The sequence below is a fragment of the Pseudoduganella sp. UC29_106 genome (assembly GCF_044055365.1).
GTDB lineage: Bacteria > Pseudomonadota > Gammaproteobacteria > Burkholderiales > Burkholderiaceae_D > Rugamonas.
In genome coordinates, this window is sequence record NZ_CP171977.1 from 3503413 (window position 1) to 3518305 (window position 14893).

12 protein-coding genes are annotated in these 14893 nt (G+C 65.1%); 5 read left to right on the forward strand and 7 right to left on the reverse strand.

Annotated elements, in window-relative coordinates; genetic code table 11:
* A complete protein-coding gene (locus tag ACHMW6_RS17795; RefSeq protein WP_395408633.1) occupies nucleotides 1–465 on the reverse strand; it encodes a BON domain-containing protein in 465 nt (154 codons plus the stop codon).
* A gap of 151 nt (nucleotides 466–616) precedes the next feature.
* Here ACHMW6_RS17795 and ACHMW6_RS17800 point away from each other — a divergent pair, with 151 nt between their 5' ends.
* Nucleotides 617–922 carry a hypothetical protein gene (locus ACHMW6_RS17800; protein WP_395408397.1) on the forward strand — a complete coding sequence of 102 codons (306 nt, stop codon included), beginning with the start codon at nucleotides 617–619 and terminating at the stop codon, nucleotides 920–922.
* 166 nt (nucleotides 923–1088) lie between these two features.
* On the opposite strand, the gene ACHMW6_RS17805 is transcribed toward ACHMW6_RS17800, so the two are convergent.
* The 6 genes from ACHMW6_RS17805 to ACHMW6_RS17830 all read right to left on the reverse strand — a co-directional run bounded on the left by ACHMW6_RS17805 (nucleotide 1089) and on the right by ACHMW6_RS17830 (nucleotide 9649).
* Entirely contained in the window at nucleotides 1089–2504 is a 1416-nt protein-coding gene (locus tag ACHMW6_RS17805; RefSeq protein ID WP_395408398.1) for a patatin-like phospholipase family protein, read from the reverse strand.
* A 9-nt stretch (nucleotides 2505–2513) separates the two neighbouring features.
* Nucleotides 2514–3869 carry a TolC family outer membrane protein gene (locus tag ACHMW6_RS17810; protein ID WP_395408399.1) on the reverse strand — a complete coding sequence of 452 codons (1356 nt, stop codon included), beginning with the start codon at nucleotides 3867–3869 and terminating at the stop codon, nucleotides 2514–2516.
* A gap of 17 nt (nucleotides 3870–3886) precedes the next feature.
* Nucleotides 3887–6934 (reverse strand): efflux RND transporter permease subunit, encoded by a 3048-nt coding sequence (locus ACHMW6_RS17815; RefSeq protein ID WP_395408400.1) that lies wholly within the window; start codon nucleotides 6932–6934, stop codon nucleotides 3887–3889.
* Complete coding sequence (locus tag ACHMW6_RS17820; RefSeq protein ID WP_395408401.1) at nucleotides 6931–8022, reverse strand: efflux RND transporter periplasmic adaptor subunit; 1092 nt, start codon at nucleotides 8020–8022, stop codon at nucleotides 6931–6933. The genes ACHMW6_RS17815 and ACHMW6_RS17820 overlap by 4 nt, the downstream gene beginning before the upstream one ends.
* Nucleotides 8023–8204: 182 nt before the next feature.
* Nucleotides 8205–8912, reverse strand: a complete 708-nt coding sequence (locus tag ACHMW6_RS17825; RefSeq protein ID WP_395408402.1) for a TetR/AcrR family transcriptional regulator — start codon at nucleotides 8910–8912, stop codon at nucleotides 8205–8207.
* A 56-nt stretch (nucleotides 8913–8968) separates the two neighbouring features.
* On the reverse strand, nucleotides 8969–9649 hold the full coding sequence (locus ACHMW6_RS17830) for a TetR/AcrR family transcriptional regulator (RefSeq protein WP_395408403.1): 681 nt from the start codon (nucleotides 9647–9649) through the stop codon (nucleotides 8969–8971).
* Between the two features lie 125 nt (nucleotides 9650–9774).
* On the opposite strand from ACHMW6_RS17830, the gene ACHMW6_RS17835 reads away from it, so the two are divergent.
* Genes ACHMW6_RS17835 through ACHMW6_RS17850 form a run of 4 tightly spaced genes read left to right on the forward strand, consistent with a single transcriptional unit; the run spans nucleotide 9775 to nucleotide 14891 of the window.
* A complete protein-coding gene (locus ACHMW6_RS17835; protein WP_395408404.1) occupies nucleotides 9775–10917 on the forward strand; it encodes a VOC family protein in 1143 nt (380 codons plus the stop codon).
* A gap of 40 nt (nucleotides 10918–10957) precedes the next feature.
* Entirely contained in the window at nucleotides 10958–11914 is a 957-nt protein-coding gene (locus tag ACHMW6_RS17840; protein WP_395408405.1) for a fumarylacetoacetate hydrolase family protein, read from the forward strand.
* A complete protein-coding gene (locus tag ACHMW6_RS17845; protein ID WP_395408406.1) occupies nucleotides 11911–12942 on the forward strand; it encodes a zinc-binding alcohol dehydrogenase family protein in 1032 nt (343 codons plus the stop codon). The genes ACHMW6_RS17840 and ACHMW6_RS17845 overlap by 4 nt, the downstream gene beginning before the upstream one ends.
* Before the next feature lie 23 nt (nucleotides 12943–12965).
* Nucleotides 12966–14891, forward strand: a complete 1926-nt coding sequence (locus ACHMW6_RS17850; protein WP_395408407.1) for an acyl-CoA synthetase — start codon at nucleotides 12966–12968, stop codon at nucleotides 14889–14891.
* Nucleotides 14892–14893: the final 2 nt, after the last annotated feature.

A 14893-nucleotide genomic window follows, 5' to 3' on the forward strand; every position in this document is an offset into this window, starting at 1 on the left:
TTAGTTGGTTTTGATATCGACTTTGTTGTCCACGCTGACAACGCCGGCAACCGACTTTGCGAGCGCTTCCACTTTGCGTTTTTCATCGTCACTCTGCACCGGGCCTCGCAGCGTCACGACGCCACCTTCCGCCAGTATCTTGATGTTGTGCGCTGTCACTGAAAGCGACTTGTCCTTGACGATGGTGCGGCGCACGGCCGCCAGAATTTCGCGATCAGATTTGGCGTTCGACTGGGTTTGCGGCGTCTGCGAAGGATCGCCCTTGTCGCGATTGTTCATTTTGGTGTTGTCCGCCACGGGCGATTTCTGCCCTTGCTGTGCGGCTTCAGAGGCAGGTCTGGTGGGCGCCTCTTGCCCGATAGCCCAACCGGCACCGAGGGCGGTTACCAACGCTGCGGCCAGCATATTCCTCGACACTTGTTTCATATTCGCCTTTCGAAAATCGCTAATGCGGACTTCCATCATGGCGCGCACGATTAGGCTGCGTCTGTTAGGCCGGTAACGCCCAGCGATCGTCAACAGTGCGTCCCCGAACCAAGGCAGTTGCTAAGATTCGAGCTGAAAGGCAGCGGCAGAATCGCCGTTGCAAACTCTCTGTTCAGTTGAAGGAGGCGGTATGGATCGATTTCTCCTTGTCTATCGCGGCGCGCCCGATGGCTCGACCCAGTCGGTGCAGCATGACCTCCGGCGCTGGGACGGCTGGTTCGATTCCCTGGGCGACCGCATACTGGACCGCGGCAGCCTAAGTCACGCCAGCGTCGACATCGATACGCGGCTGGCAGGCCCCAAGGCCTCCAGCAGTTCACTTTCCGGCTACTCAGTGTTGGCGGCCTCGGATTTCAACGAAGCGGTCGCGTTGGCGCAGCAGTGCCCGATCTTTGACGAGCACGGGTCACTCGAGATCGCGCACCTGGCGAGTTGACGTCCTCGCCCAGTGTTAAGTCGGAAGAAATCGATGGCGGCCTTGAATGGGGCGGTCTGTTGTTCGATCCGCGCCCTGTCATCCTGGCGGGAACGGGGCGGCACCACTAGCTGTTCAGAAATCCTTTTCATATCGAACATCCTCACTTTTATGGTCCGCCTTTCCGCTAACGCGATGCGCCGGCCCCCGGCGGTTGTTGCAGGCTGGCGCGCAAACGTTGGTATTCAGGCGAGGCACGCAACGCGGCGCGTCCGGCCTCCTGCAACTGCTTGACTTGCCAGGGCACGATGGTCAGTGCGGTCGGCACCTGCAGCAGCCTTGATCGGCTCATCTCGTCTTTCACATCGCGCAAACTGACGCTGATAATGTGAATGTCGGCATCGGCAGCAAACGGGCTGCCCTCCTTGCCTCGCACGGCCTCCAATTCCTGGCGCCAGCGCTGCGCGTTGTCACTCATCGCCTCCAGGGTTTCTCCGGTGGCGCGCGAGCCGGCGCCGAACACCAGCGCATTGACCACCTGGCCCACGCCCGGCACATGGTCGCTGCGGTCGATGCGCTCTCCGATATCACGCTCGGAATTGACGCTGACCAGCACAATCCTGTGCACCGAACCGGGCGGCAAGTGCTGGAAGCTCGCATCCAGCGAACCGCCGGCCACCGCGCGCACCAACAGGCCGCGCACGCCGAGATTGTCGATCAGGCCGCCGTCCACCAGGTGCAGAAAGGGACGTTCTTCGGCATCGAGGTAGCTTTGCACGCTTGCCAGCAGCAGGCGCGCCTGCAGGTTGTCCCGGCCGCGCGCGGCGGCGAGCACCGCCTGCGACTGCGGACAGCTGCCCGCGTAATTGCGCATGGTGATGGGGCTCAGCAGCAGCGGCACCGAGGAGGAGGCGGCGACCGCATACGCCAGCGGTACGCGGCTCAAGTCTGAACAGATGAGGGCGAACTGCTCCGGCGTAAACTCGAAAGGCGCGCCGGTGGTCAGATCGGTGGCCGTGACCAGCAGGCGCGGACCTCCTTGCCGCGCCAGCAGGTCGGCAAAGGTCTTTCCGCGGTATAACTTATCCAGCTTTTCGGCCAGCACATTGCTGCGACCATACCAGGGGGAGCTGATGCGGTACAGCGAGCGCGGCGAGAAAGCCTGGGCGATCAGCCCGGCCTGGAAATCCTGCATCAGGAAGTCCGTCTCGAAGCGGGTGAAGGTGTCGTCGCCAAAGGCCACATAATAGGAAGCCAGGACACTGCCGCCCGACACGCCGCTGACCAGGCCCATCTCGTCCATCAGGGTAGTCTGCCGCCCTTCCCATTCGAAGCCGGTCGCCTTCAGCTCTTTCAGCACCCCCAAACCGAAGGCCGCGGCGCGCGCCCCGCCGCCGGATAGGGTCACTGCGCCAATGATGGAAGAAGGCCGCCCGTTATCGGCCACGCCGACCAGTGCGGCCGGCACGGGCGAACTGGCGGTGATCGGCTGGTTGATCCACGGACGCGTCGTCGAGCACGCCCCCAGCGACAGAGCCAGAACGGTGACCATCAGCCCGCCCCACAGGCGGGAAGCAATACAGCGCTTGATGTCGGGATTCACATTGTCCCCTTAATGCATCAGCCAGGGCCCGAGGTCGCGCAGGCTGGACTCATCCAGCTCGCCGGCTGCGGCGGCCAGGCGGAGCCGGCCCAGCAGGTAATCGGCCCGCCCCTGCACCAGATCCAGTTCAGCGGCGAACAAGCGCTGCTGGGCATCCAGCACATCCAGCGCGGTACGGGTGCCGACATCGCGTCCTCCGGAAGTCGCTTCCAGCGCGCTGTACGCCGAGCGCAGCGCCTGCTCCAGGGCAGTAATGCGCGAGACGCCCGTGGTCACGGACAAATAGCCTTCCTGCACTTTCAACCGTACATCGCGCCGGGCCGCCGCCAGGCCCTGTTCGGCCTGCCCGAGGCGCGCCACCGCTTCGCGCTGACGCGAGTCAAGCGCGCCCCCTGCATACAGCGGCACGTTCAGCACCAGGCCGATACTGCCCGTGCGGTCGCCGTTTGTGGCGACCAGCGGAGACAGCGTGCCGCTCTGATGCTTGGCGCCATAGCTGGCGACAAATTCCACTGTCGGGCGGCTCTCCAGCCGGTGCCTGGACAGATCGGCGCGGGCAATTTCCAGTTCGGACTGCCTGGCCAATACTGTCGTGCTGTGCGTTTCGCCGCGCATCTGCCAATCGGACAAGGCAAGGGGCGCCGGCATCCGCGGCACAAAGGTCGGGGCGAACGGGGCCAACTGGTCCGGCTCCGCGCCGGTATTCTCCCGGAACTGAGCACGCCGCAACTCCAGCATCGAGGCCGCTGTCAGCGCACGGGTGCGCACTGCGTCGAGCCGTGCCTGCGCTTCCTGCACGTCAGTGACGCGGTCCTTGCCGACTTCGAAACGGGCCTGGGCGCGGTCGCGCTGGTGGGTCATTGCTTCCAGCTCGGCGCGTACCACGCGCACTGTTTCCTCGGCCACCAGCACACCGAAGTACGCCTCGGCCACGCGCAGCGCCAGATCCTGGCGCGAGGCCGTGAACTGGGTCTGCGACAGCACCGACTGCTCGCGCAGCTGCTGGCGGCTGGCGGCGGCGCCGCGGTCATACAAGGGCTGCACCAGCTGCACGCTGGCCTGCTGCGCGGTGCCGCTGCTTTCCTCAGGCACCAACAGCGACGCTGGCGGCGCCAGCTCACCGGTCTGCCGGTTATGAATGCGCGACACACCGGCCTGCATGTTGACACGCGGGCGTAACAGAGCGTTGCCCTGCACCGCCTTTTCGCGGCCGGCCAACAGGCCCTGGTCGGCCGCCAGGCTGGCCGGATCGTTGCTCAAGGCCTGGCGGTAGGCTTCCGCTACGTCCATCGCGCCAGCCTGGCCGCCGTATAGTGCCAGCAGCAGGCCAAGCGCCGCAGGCATGAATTTCAATTGCGTTTTCATCGTTGTTTTCCTCAGGCTTACGTCGGACGCCTGGCGTTGTAGCAGGCTGCATATAGGGCAGGCAGGAAGACCAGGGTCAGCACAGTGGCCACTGCGAGGCCGCCCATGATGGCCCAGGCCATCGGGCCCCAGAACACGGAATGGGTCAGCGGGATCATGGCCAGGATCGCGGCCAGCGCGGTCAGCACGATCGGGCGCAGCCGGCGCACGGCCGACTCGACGATGGCGTCCCACAACGGCGTTCCGGTTGCCATTTCCTGGTCGATCTGCACCACCAGGATCACCGAATTGCGGATGATCATGCCGGCCAGCGCGATCACGCCCAGCATCGCCACGAAACCGAACGGGATCTGGAAGGCGGCCAGGATCACGGCCACGCCGATCATGCCCAGCGGGGCGGTCAACAGGACCAGCGCCATCTTCTTCATGTCCTGCAACTGGATCATCAGCAGTACCAGCACGACAATGATCGTGACCGGCATCACGGCGAACACCGAAGTCTGCGCCTTGGCCGAAGATTCCGAAGCACCACCCATCTCGATGCCGTAGCCGAGCGGCAGATCCCTGGCCAGCGCCTGCAGCCTGGGCCACACGGCGTTGGTCACGTCCGGCGCCTGGGCGCCTTCCACGTCCGCACGCACGGTCAGGGTCGGGATGCGGTTGCGCCGCCACAACTGGCTTTCCTCACTGTCCAGGGTCAGGCGCGCCACTTGCGATACCGGTACAAACTTGCCGTCGCGCAGATAGATCTTCGCGTCCTTCAGGTTGTTCAGGTCGGTGCGCTCGGCCGCCACCAGCCGCGCCATGACGGCAATCGACTGGTCGTCCTCGCGGTACTGGGTGATCGGGCTGCCGGACAGCGACGCTTGCAATGCCGCCTTGATTTGCACCGAGCTCACGCCCAGGGCACGCGCCTTGTCCTGGTCCACTTCGACGCGCACGCGCTTGACGCGCTCGCCCCAGTCTTCATTCAGGGCGCGCACGTGCGGCTCGCTGCGCATGATGGCGCTCACCTTGCCGGCAATTTCGCGTACCTTGTCCGGGACCTCGCCGTAGACGCGGAACTGCACTGGATAGCCCACCGGTGGACCGTTCTCCAGGCGGTTGACGCGCCCTCGCACATTGGCGAAGCGCTCGTCGAACAGCTTGCGCACCTTGCCGATCACACGTTCGCGCGCCTCGCCGCCCCTGGTCATGATCATCATTTCGCCCAGGTTCAGGTTGGGCGTCTGCACGTCCAGCGGCAGGTAGAAGCGTGGCGCCCCCTCGCCGACGAAGCTGGTGACGGCCTCGATGTCCGGGTCGCCCTTGAGCAATTTCTCCAGTTCTCCCACTTCGCGCTCGCTCGCCTCGAAGGTGGAGGCCTTAGGCATCCACAGATCCACCATCAGCTCGGGGCGGTCGGAGGCCGGGAAGAACTGCTGCGGCACGGCCTTGAACAGCATCAGCGAGCCGGCAAAGATGACCAGCGTGATGGCGATAACCACGAAGCGGGCGCGCAGGCAGAAGTCCACGAAATGGCGGAATTTGACGTAGAAGCCGCGCTGATACACGGCATTTTCGTCGTGGTGGGCATGCTTTTCCTCCTTCAATAGCTTGAAGCCGATGTAGGGAGTAAATACCACCGCCACTACCCACGACAGGATCAGCGCAATGCCCACGACCTGGAACAGCGAATAGACGTACTCGCCGGTGCCGGATTTGGCAAAGCCAACCGGCAGGAAGCCCGCCGCCGTGATCAGCGTTCCCGTCAGCATGGGGAAAGCCGTGGCGGTATAGGCGTACGTCGCGGCGCGGAACTTGTCCCAGCCCTGCTCCAGCTTGAGCGCCATCATTTCCACGGCGATGATGGCGTCGTCCACCAGCAGTCCCAGCGCAATGATCAAGGCGCCCAGCGAAATGCGCTGCAGCTCAATGCCCATGATGTACATGACCATGAATGTCATGGCCAGCACCAGCGGAATGCACAGCGCCACCACCAGCCCGGTACGCACGCCAAGCGAGAAGAAGCTCACCGCCAGCACGATCAGCACTGCCTCGGCCAGGCTCTTCTTGAATTCGTGCACGGCGTGCTCCACCACACGCGGCTGGTCGCTCACGGAATGGATCTGCACACCCACTGGCAGACTCGCCTGGATGCGCTTGACCGTCTCCTGCAGCTGCTCGCCGAGGTGGATCACGTCGCCGCCTTTGCGCATGCTGACCGCCAGGCCCAGCGCAGGCTGGCCGTTGAAGCGCATGCGCATCACAGCGGGCTCCACGAAGCCGCGCCGCACTTCGGCAATGTCGCCCAGCCGGAACGTGCGCTCGCCGGCGCGGATGCCGATGGCACGGATGTTGTCCACCGAATCGAACTCGCCGCTGACAGTCAGGCGCACTTGCTCGGCCGCCGTTTGCACGGTGCCGGCCGCTGCCACCGTATTGGTTTGCGCCAGGGTGGAAGCGATCAGCGCGGGATCCAGGCCCAGCGAAGCCAGCTTGGCAGTCGACATTTCGACATAGATCTTCTCTTCCTGCTTGCCGAGCAGTTCCACCTTGTTGACATCGGCGACACGCAGGAATTCGTCGCGCGCCGCATCGGCCATCTTGCGCAAGTCTTCATAATGGAAGCCATCGCCGGTGATGGCATACATATTCCCGTAGGTATCGCCGAATTCATCATTGAAGAACGGCCCCTGCACCCCTTGCGGCAGGGTTTGCTGGATATCGCTCAGCTTCTTGCGCACCTGATACCACACATCCGGTACTTTGGATGGCGGCACCGCGTCGCGCAGGTTGATCTTGATCTGGGTCTCGCCTGGTTTGACGTAGGTCGACATATAGTCGATCTCCGCCACGCCTTGCAGCTTGCGCTCCATCAGGTCGGTCACCTGGTCGGCCATCTGTTGCGCCGAGCTACCCGGCCAGTAGGCCTGCACCACCATGGTCTTGATGGTGAATTCGGGATCTTCCTTCTGGCCCAGCCTGCTATAGGTGAGGATGCCGGCAATCGACAGCAGCAACAGCAGGAAGGCGATCATCTGCTGGTGCTTCAGCGCCCATTCGGACAGGTTGACGCCTTTCATTTGCCACTCCCGGCCAGCAGCACTTGCTGATTCGGCTGCAGCATGTGCACGCCGGCCGTCACGACCGTCTCGCCACCGGCCAGGCCCGAAGTCACCAGTACGCTGTCATTCTGCGCGCTGCCCAGCTTGACCTCGCGCGCGGCCACGCGCCCGGTCCTGGCATCCACCACCCACACACTGCGCCTGATCGCGCCATCAACGATCGCCGTCAGCGGAAGGCGGATGGCGCTCTTGCCATCCACATCGGGCGCCAACACGGACGCCGTCATGCCCAGGCGTAAGGCCGGGTCGGGCTGGGTGATGGAAATGCGAGCGGAATAGGTACGGGTGACGCTGTCGGTATCCGGCGCCAGCTCTCGCAGCGTGCCGGTCCAGGTCTGGCCCGGATGCGCCCACACTGCCACTTGCAGGCTGCGCGCCTGGCGCAACTCGTCCACACGCGACTCCGGAATGCTGATGGCTACTTCGCGTTCGTCGTCGGCCGCCACGGTGACGACCGACTGGCCGGCTGCCACTACCTGCCCCGCTTCCGCGCGCAGGGAGCTGACCACGCCGTCGCGGTCCGCCACCAGCGTCGTATAGCCGCGCTGGTTGGCGTCGAATTGCTGGCGCGCCGTGGCCGAGCGCAATTGCGCCTCGGCCTGATCCAGTGCCAGGCGCTGGTGATCCACTTCGGCCTGCGATGCAAACTGGTGCGTCAAAAGCGCCTCGGAGCGACGCAGGTCCAGCCGGGCTTGCCCCACGCGGCTGCGCGCCGCATCCACCTCGGCGCCGGCTGCCGCCAGTTGCAGGCTTTCCTGCGCCGGGTCCAGCTGCAGCAGCGGCTGGCCGCGCTTGACATGACTGCCCACTTCCACCAGGCGGGCCACGATCTTGCCGCCGGTACGGAAGCCCAGCTGGCTTTCATAACGGGCACGGATCTCGCCCGAATAAGTTGCCCCTACGGTGCCTTTGCTCTGGCCCACGACCACGGTACGCACCGGGCGTACCTCTTCATGTTGGGCGACCGGCGCCTTGGAGCAGCCGGCCAGCAGGCCGGCCGCACCGAGGGCGAGAGCTAGAGCCGCCTTGCGATAGTTCAGGTTCACTTGAGATGTCCTCCAAAATCAGATGGGGGCCACTATACACCATAACGACTTTTATGTCAGGCTGACGCATAAGTCAGTGTGACATTAAATACAAGTTGAGAAATAGGCATGGCACGGCAAGCACCACGCAGGCGCTTACCGCAGGACTGAAACGAGAGGGGAAAGGAAAAGGAGGGAGAGGCTCAGGCGTCGGTCGGGGCCTGAGCGGCGGCACGCGCCTGGGCGCGCGCCAGCAGGGAGTCGGAGGCGGGCGACAGCCTGGGCAAGGGCACCCCCGTCAAACGTGTGGCATCGTCCACCGTTACGCCCAGACTGCGCAGGATGGCGGCCACGATCTTGTCCGGATAGTCCTTCGGTGTGCGGCCCCGTGCCATATGGTCGATCGCCACCAGGCCAGCTCCGGCAATCATATCCAGCACGATATTGAGCGGCACGTCCGCAAAATCGCCGCGTTTCTGCCCTTCCTCCAGATCGGCGGGCAGATAGCGGAAAGCAGCGTTCTGCTGGGCCAGCAGGCGCAGGCCGGCGCCAGCCAGGAAGCGCGCCAACAGGCGATGCGAGCGCGCCAGGTGGAGGTAGCAGCGCATGCCAGTCGCCACGCGCAAGGCCGGATCACTGATGTCTCCAACCACGGATTCGATCAGTTGCACCATTTCGCCACTCAGTTCATCGCCGACCGCCGCCAGCAAGTCTTCATTGGTACGGAAATAGTTATAGAACGAACCCTGGGAAACACCAGCCTCAGCCTTCACTTCGGGAATCACGCTGGCGCCGACCCCTTTATCGGCGAATACGACCATGGCGCTTTCGATCAGGCGCGAACGCATGCGTTCGCGTCGTTCGGCGGCGACGCGGGGACGATGATCATTGGGCTTTGGGGCGGCTGGCATTGTTGGTCAGGTTGTGTGAGACGTCGCGATCATACCAGATTCATTGCCCGCTCTGGCTAGCCCTGAAACAGCTGCGTGCGCCGCAGGATCGAAGTGGGTGGAAGCTCGAAGGAAGGCAGCGGCAATGACGCCAGCCGCGCCGCTTCCTGGTCCTCCATCCCCAGCGCACGCAGCATGGCCCGCGCGCTGGCGCCGGGATAGTCCGGATCGAGCGCTTCACTTGCCGTGGTATAGGCGGCGCTCAGCACCACTCCGACCAGCAGGTCAGTACCCATGCGCTGGCCGATATCACCGAAGCGGCCTGCGGAAATACCCAGCGCCACGTCACGCGCCAGGTAACGCACTCCCAGCAGGTTGCCGTTGGCCGTCGGGAACGGCAGGCGCCCCATGAAGGTTCCGTAGAGCGGAAAGCGCATGACAGCGTGCAGCAGCAGCCGCGTGCCGCAGGCGATCCGCTCGGCCGGGTCGTCGCAGCGCAACACCACTGGATCGATGGCGCGCAGCAGATCGTCATTGATCTCGCTGGCGACGGCCTCCAGCAGTTCGTCGTTGGTGCGGAAGTAATTGTAAAAAGAGCCGCGCGCCACGCCCGCCTGAGCGATGACGTCTTCAATAACTGCGTGCGGCCCCTTCTGCGCAAACACGAGCAAGGCGCTCTCCAACAACCTGGCTCGGGTCTTTTCGCGTCGCAAGGCAGCAACGCGGGTGCGATGGTTTGGTGTGTCTTCTTTATTCATGATCGTCCACTGTCCAGCGCATTGTACGCAAATTCCAATTGACACACCAGTCATTCTGACGCTATCGTCACTATCACAGACGAATCGGCTGCGTTTCCCTGCGCAGCCGAAAGACAGGAGACCCTATGAAACAAGCTTCCCGTGCGGCGCTGCGCCCGCCGACGGCCCATCCGGAAAGTGCCCTGCCGGCCGGCGTGCAAAAGCTGGATCGGCCAATCCCCCTGGTTAAAGCGCAATCGCTGGCCTTTCTGATGTTCGAAAAGCCGGATCTGGCCGCCTGCGAAACCTTCCTTGCCGACTTCGGCATGCAGCGTTTCACGCGCAGTGACGAACGCCTGCTGATGCGCGGCCACGGCAGCGCACCCTGCATTTACATGGCAAGCCGCGGCAAGGAGGCACGCTACGTGGGCGCCGCCTTCACTGTGGCGGACGAAGCTGCACTGCTGCGACTGCAGCACCGGGCCGGCGCACGCCGCCTGGCGGCCGCCGACATTCCGGGCGGCGGCAGCGGCGTCGAACTCGTGGACCCGGCCGGTAACCTGCTGTGGCTGGTCACCGGCCAACAGTCCAGCGCCCCTCTCCCTCTGCGCGCGCCGCTTCACCCTTATGCCAACTCCTACGGCGACGTGCGCCGCGTCAACGCCACGATCCGGCCGCCGCTGGAGCCGGCCGCCGTGGCCAAGCTGGGACACGTTGTGATGCAGACGGTGGACTTTCAAGGCATGGCCGACTGGTATATGCGACACCTGGGCCTGATCCCCACCGACGTGCAATACCTGGCCGACGGCTCGCCCAACCTGGCCTTCTTTCGCCTGGACCTGGGCGATACCCCGGCCGACCATCACAGCTTTGTGCTGGCGGGCGGCATCGAGGAAAAGTACGAACACAGCGCCTACGAAGTGGTCGACCTGGATGCCCTCGGCCAGGGCCATAACGTGCTGCGCGCCAACGGCCACCGCCACATGTGGGGCATCGGCCGCCATGTCCTGGGCAGCCAGCTGTTCGACTATTGGTACGACCCGGACGGCATGGAGTTCGAACACTACACCGACGGCGACGTGTTCACCGCCAGCCACGAGACCCATTACGTGCCGCTCGAAATGTCCGGCATCTGGGCCTGGGGCGACGACGTGCCGGCCTCCATGGGCGTCAAGCGCAACCTTGGCACGGTGCTCAAGGTGTTGCGGCTGCTGTGGCAGGGCCGGATCAAGCTTGACCGCCTCAAGCTGCTGGGCAGCGCCATGGCCAATCCGCGCCCCTGGCTGTAAGCCTGCTCGCCAACCAACCCATCAGAATCAAGGAGTACTCATGGCAATCCAAGTCGTCCATTATTTGCAGGACGGAACCGCCGCATGGGGCGTCGTGCATGGCGGCCGCATTGCGCCTTTGCCGCGCACTTATGCCAGCACCGCCGATTTCGTGCGCGAGGGCATGGAGGCCGCCTGGGCCAGCACAGCGGACCAGGCCACGCTGGCGCTCAATGCCGTCACCTTGCTGTCACCGGTGACGTCCGACCGCCAGTTCATTTGCCAGGGCATCAATTACGCCAGCCATGTGCGCGAATCGGGCATGGACCCCGCCAGGATCCCATTCAATACGCTGTTCACCAAGGCGCCCTCCAGCCTGGCGCCGGCCCATACGGATATTGTGCGCCCTTCCCATGTGCGCCTGCTCGACTATGAAGTGGAGCTGGGGCTCGTGATGCGCCGCCCTTTGACCGGGCCCGTCACCGTAACCCCGGATTCCCTGCATGAATGGCTGGCCGGCGTCACCATCGTCAACGACATCTCGGCGCGCGACGTGCAACTGCCGCAGGTGCAGTTCTACAAAGGCAAGAGCTACCGCAGCTTCGGGCCTACCGGTCCCTTCCTGCTGCTGCTGACGCCCGCCGAATGGCGGCGCTGGCCGGACCTTCATATGCGACTGCACGTCAACGGCCAGCCGCGCCAGGATGCCTACTGCGGCGACATGATCTACCAGCCGCACCAGACGCTGACCGAACTGTCCGCCCTGCACGATGCGCACCCGGGTGACCTGATCGCCACCGGCACGCCGGCCGGCTGCGCCGCCCGAGCGCCCGGCAAGCTGGTCATGTGGATCATGCGCCATCTGCTGTCGGATGCCACCAAATGGCGCCTGTTCATCAACAAGGGCCTGGGCAACCCGGCCTATCTGCAGCCGGGCGACACCATCTCCACCTCGATTCGCACCGACGACGGTGCACTCGATCTGGGTGAACAGTGCAATCGTGTGGTGGCGGCATGAGCGGACCGTACCTGATGGCTGCGATCGACCAGTTTGGCGACGCGGGCCAAGTCCGTCTGCGTGAGCAGCCGCCGCCCAAGCCGGGGCGCGGCGAAATTGTGGTGCGGGTGGAAGCGGCCAGTGTCAACCCCATCGATACGCGGCGCCGCGCCGGCTACGGCCGCCGCCTGTTTTCCCTGATGGGCGCCGCCCGCATGCCGCTGGTGCTGGGTAATGACTTTGCCGGGACCGTCTGCGCCGTTGGACGCGACGTGACCACCTTGCGCGAAGGCGACACGGTCTTTGGCGCCAAACCGCCGTCCAGCCAGGGCACCCATGCGACGCACGTCGTGGTCGACGCACGCCTGGCCTTGCGCCAGCCGCTAGGCTTGACAGCCGGCCAGCTGGCCGCGCTGCCTTATAACTTTCTCACTGTTACCCGCGCCCTGGCTGGCGCCGGCATCACGCGCGAGGCCATCGCTGGCCGCCCCGTGCTGCTGCATGGCGCTTCCGGCGGCCTGGGCCTGATTGCGCTGCGTCTGCTGCAGGGCATGGGCGCCCGGGTGACGGCCGTGGCCGGCGGCGCGAACCGCCAGGCTTGCCTGCAGGCCGGCGCGGCCAGTGTCGTGGACCGGCATGCGGTCCCGCTGCACGCATTGCCGCGCGAGTACGCCGCCACGCTGAACTTCGCCAACTGGGAAGACGACGCGACCCTGCTGCGCCTGCATGCACCCGGCTCGCTCGGCCACGCAACAACGGTGCATCCGCTGCTTGGCCAATTGGACCAACGCGGCCTGCTCCGGGGACTGGCCGCCTCCTGGCTCATGAGGCGAAGCGTGACGACGCACTTGCCGGGCGGCGCGCGCTACGCCTGGACGGTGTTCCGGCCCGACGAAGCGGCACTGGCCAGCCTTGCCGAGTGGGCACCGCTGCTGAATCTGCCAATGACGCTGGCGACCTACCCGCTGGACAAGGCGGCGCAAGCGCACCGTCATGTCGAGCAACACCAAGCCGGGCGCGCCATCCTGCTGCCCCATTTAACCACCTGAACGACTACCAGGGAGGAGACCCAATGTCCAATAACAATCATTCCACCACGCTGGTACGCACACGCGCCGATATCTTCGCGCTGGAGAAGTCACCATGGCAGGACAAGATGTCCGCCAACACCACCTATGAGGTGCTGCGCCAGGCCGCTGCCCGCCACGCGCAGCGCCCGGCACTGCGCTTCGTGCTGCGCGGCGAAGCCGAAGCGCCATCCTTTACACTCAGCTACCAGGGATTGCTGGAGCGCGTCACCCAGGCGGCCAACGCCTTCCACCGTGCCGGCATCGGTCCCGGCAAGGCGGTCTCCCTGCTGCTGCCCAACCTGCCGGAAACCCATGCCGCGCTGTGGGGGGCACAGGCCGCAGGCATCGCCAATCCCATCAACCCCATGCTCGACGTTGACCACATCGCCGCCATTGTCGACGCGACCCAGGCGGAGGTCCTGGTGACGCTCGCGCCGTTGCCGGACAGCGACGTGTGGCAGAAGGCGGTGGCCGTAATGGAGCGCTGCCCCTCGATCCGCACCGTGTACGTGGTGGACCTGGACGCCTATGTGGACCCGGCGCAACGCCATGCCTTGCAGGCATTACGCGCCGCCGCCCCGTTGCCGCAGCGGGACGGCTTGCGCCTCGCTCCCTTTGCCGGCGCGCTGGCGCAGGAGGCCGCCGACCGTCTGACATCCGGCCGGGAAATTAAGTCCGGCGATATTTGCGCCTATTTTCACACCGGCGGCACCACCGGCCTGCCCAAGGTCGCGGCCCATACGCACCTGAACGAGTGCTTTGTCGCCGCCATGCTGCCGCTGCTGCAGCCCGATCACCACATCGTGCTGTGCGGCCTGCCGCTGTTCCATGTGAATGGCGCACTGGTGACGGGCCTGGCTGCCTTCCAGGCCGGCTGGGAGGTCGTGCTGCTCACGCCGCAGGGCTACCGTGGACCCGGCGTGCTGGCGAACTTCTGGCAGCTGGTCGAGCGTTTTGGCGCGACCAGCTTTAGCGCAGTGCCGACGATTTTCGCCACGCTGGCCAACCTGCCCCGCCATGGCGCCGACATCTCCTCGCTGCGCCAGGCGTTCTGTGGCGCCTCTCCGCTGCCGCCCGAAGTGGCGCGCCGTTTCGAGGAAGTGGCCGGCATACCGCTGTGCGAAGGCTACGGTCTGACCGAAGCGGCATGCATCTCCGCCGTGCAGCCGGCCGGTACCGAGCGTCGCCCCGGCAGCGTCGGCCTGCGATTGCCGCACCAGGCACTGCAGCCGTGGAAAGTGGACAACGCCGGACGGGCCACCCTGCCATGCATCGTCAATGAAATCGGCGTCATTGGCCTGCACGGCCCGAACGTCTTTCCCGGCTATCTGCGCGAAAGCGACAATGATGGTATTTGGCTCAAGCCCGGCTGGCTCAACACGGGCGACCTGGGCTTCATCGACAGCGAAGGTTTCCTGCACCTGACCGGGCGCGCCAAGGACTTGATCATCCGTGGTGGTCACAACATCGATCCCGCCTTGATTGAGGATGCCCTGCTACGCCATCCGGCCGTCGCGATGGCCGCCGCCGTTGGCCAGCCGGACGGGCACGCAGGCGAGCTGCCCATGGTGTATGTCACGCTGAAACCGGGCGCGGCGGCCAACCCGGACGAGCTGCTGGCAGCCGCACGCGAGCTGGTGCCGGAGCGCGCCGCGGTGCCGGTCCGCGTCGAAATCCTGGCGCAGATGGCACTGACGGCCGTCGGCAAAGTGGCCAAGGCCGATCTGCGCCTGCGGGCCGCCAAGGAAGTGTTCGACCGGCTGCTGGCCGATGACGGCATTGCCGCCGACCTGACCGTAGCGGCCGATGCAGTCCGCGGCACTGTCGTGCGATTGCGCTGTGCGCCGAATGATCTCGCCCGCGCCAGCGTCCTGCTGGCGCGCTTTCCCTACGCAATCGACGCGCAAGCCATGGCGGAAGGAGAATAAGC

What these genes read in the sequence shown, in the direction of transcription:
- ACHMW6_RS17810 (WP_395408399.1), bottom strand. Translation starts at nt 3,869, where the DNA reads ATGAAAACGCAATTGAAATTCATGCCTGCGGCGCTTGGCCTGCTGCTG.
- ACHMW6_RS17815 (WP_395408400.1), bottom strand. Translation starts at nt 6,934, where the DNA reads ATGAAAGGCGTCAACCTGTCCGAATGGGCGCTGAAGCACCAGCAGATG.
- ACHMW6_RS17835 (WP_395408404.1), top strand. Translation starts at nt 9,775, where the DNA reads ATGAAACAAGCTTCCCGTGCGGCGCTGCGCCCGCCGACGGCCCATCCG.
- ACHMW6_RS17830 (WP_395408403.1), bottom strand. Translation starts at nt 9,649, where the DNA reads ATGAATAAAGAAGACACACCAAACCATCGCACCCGCGTTGCTGCCTTG.
- ACHMW6_RS17845 (WP_395408406.1), top strand. Translation starts at nt 11,911, where the DNA reads ATGAGCGGACCGTACCTGATGGCTGCGATCGACCAGTTTGGCGACGCG.
- ACHMW6_RS17795 (WP_395408633.1), bottom strand. Translation starts at nt 465, where the DNA reads ATGATGGAAGTCCGCATTAGCGATTTTCGAAAGGCGAATATGAAACAA.
- ACHMW6_RS17825 (WP_395408402.1), bottom strand. Translation starts at nt 8,912, where the DNA reads ATGCCAGCCGCCCCAAAGCCCAATGATCATCGTCCCCGCGTCGCCGCC.
- ACHMW6_RS17850 (WP_395408407.1), top strand. Translation starts at nt 12,966, where the DNA reads ATGTCCAATAACAATCATTCCACCACGCTGGTACGCACACGCGCCGAT.
- ACHMW6_RS17840 (WP_395408405.1), top strand. Translation starts at nt 10,958, where the DNA reads ATGGCAATCCAAGTCGTCCATTATTTGCAGGACGGAACCGCCGCATGG.
- ACHMW6_RS17800 (WP_395408397.1), top strand. Translation starts at nt 617, where the DNA reads ATGGATCGATTTCTCCTTGTCTATCGCGGCGCGCCCGATGGCTCGACC.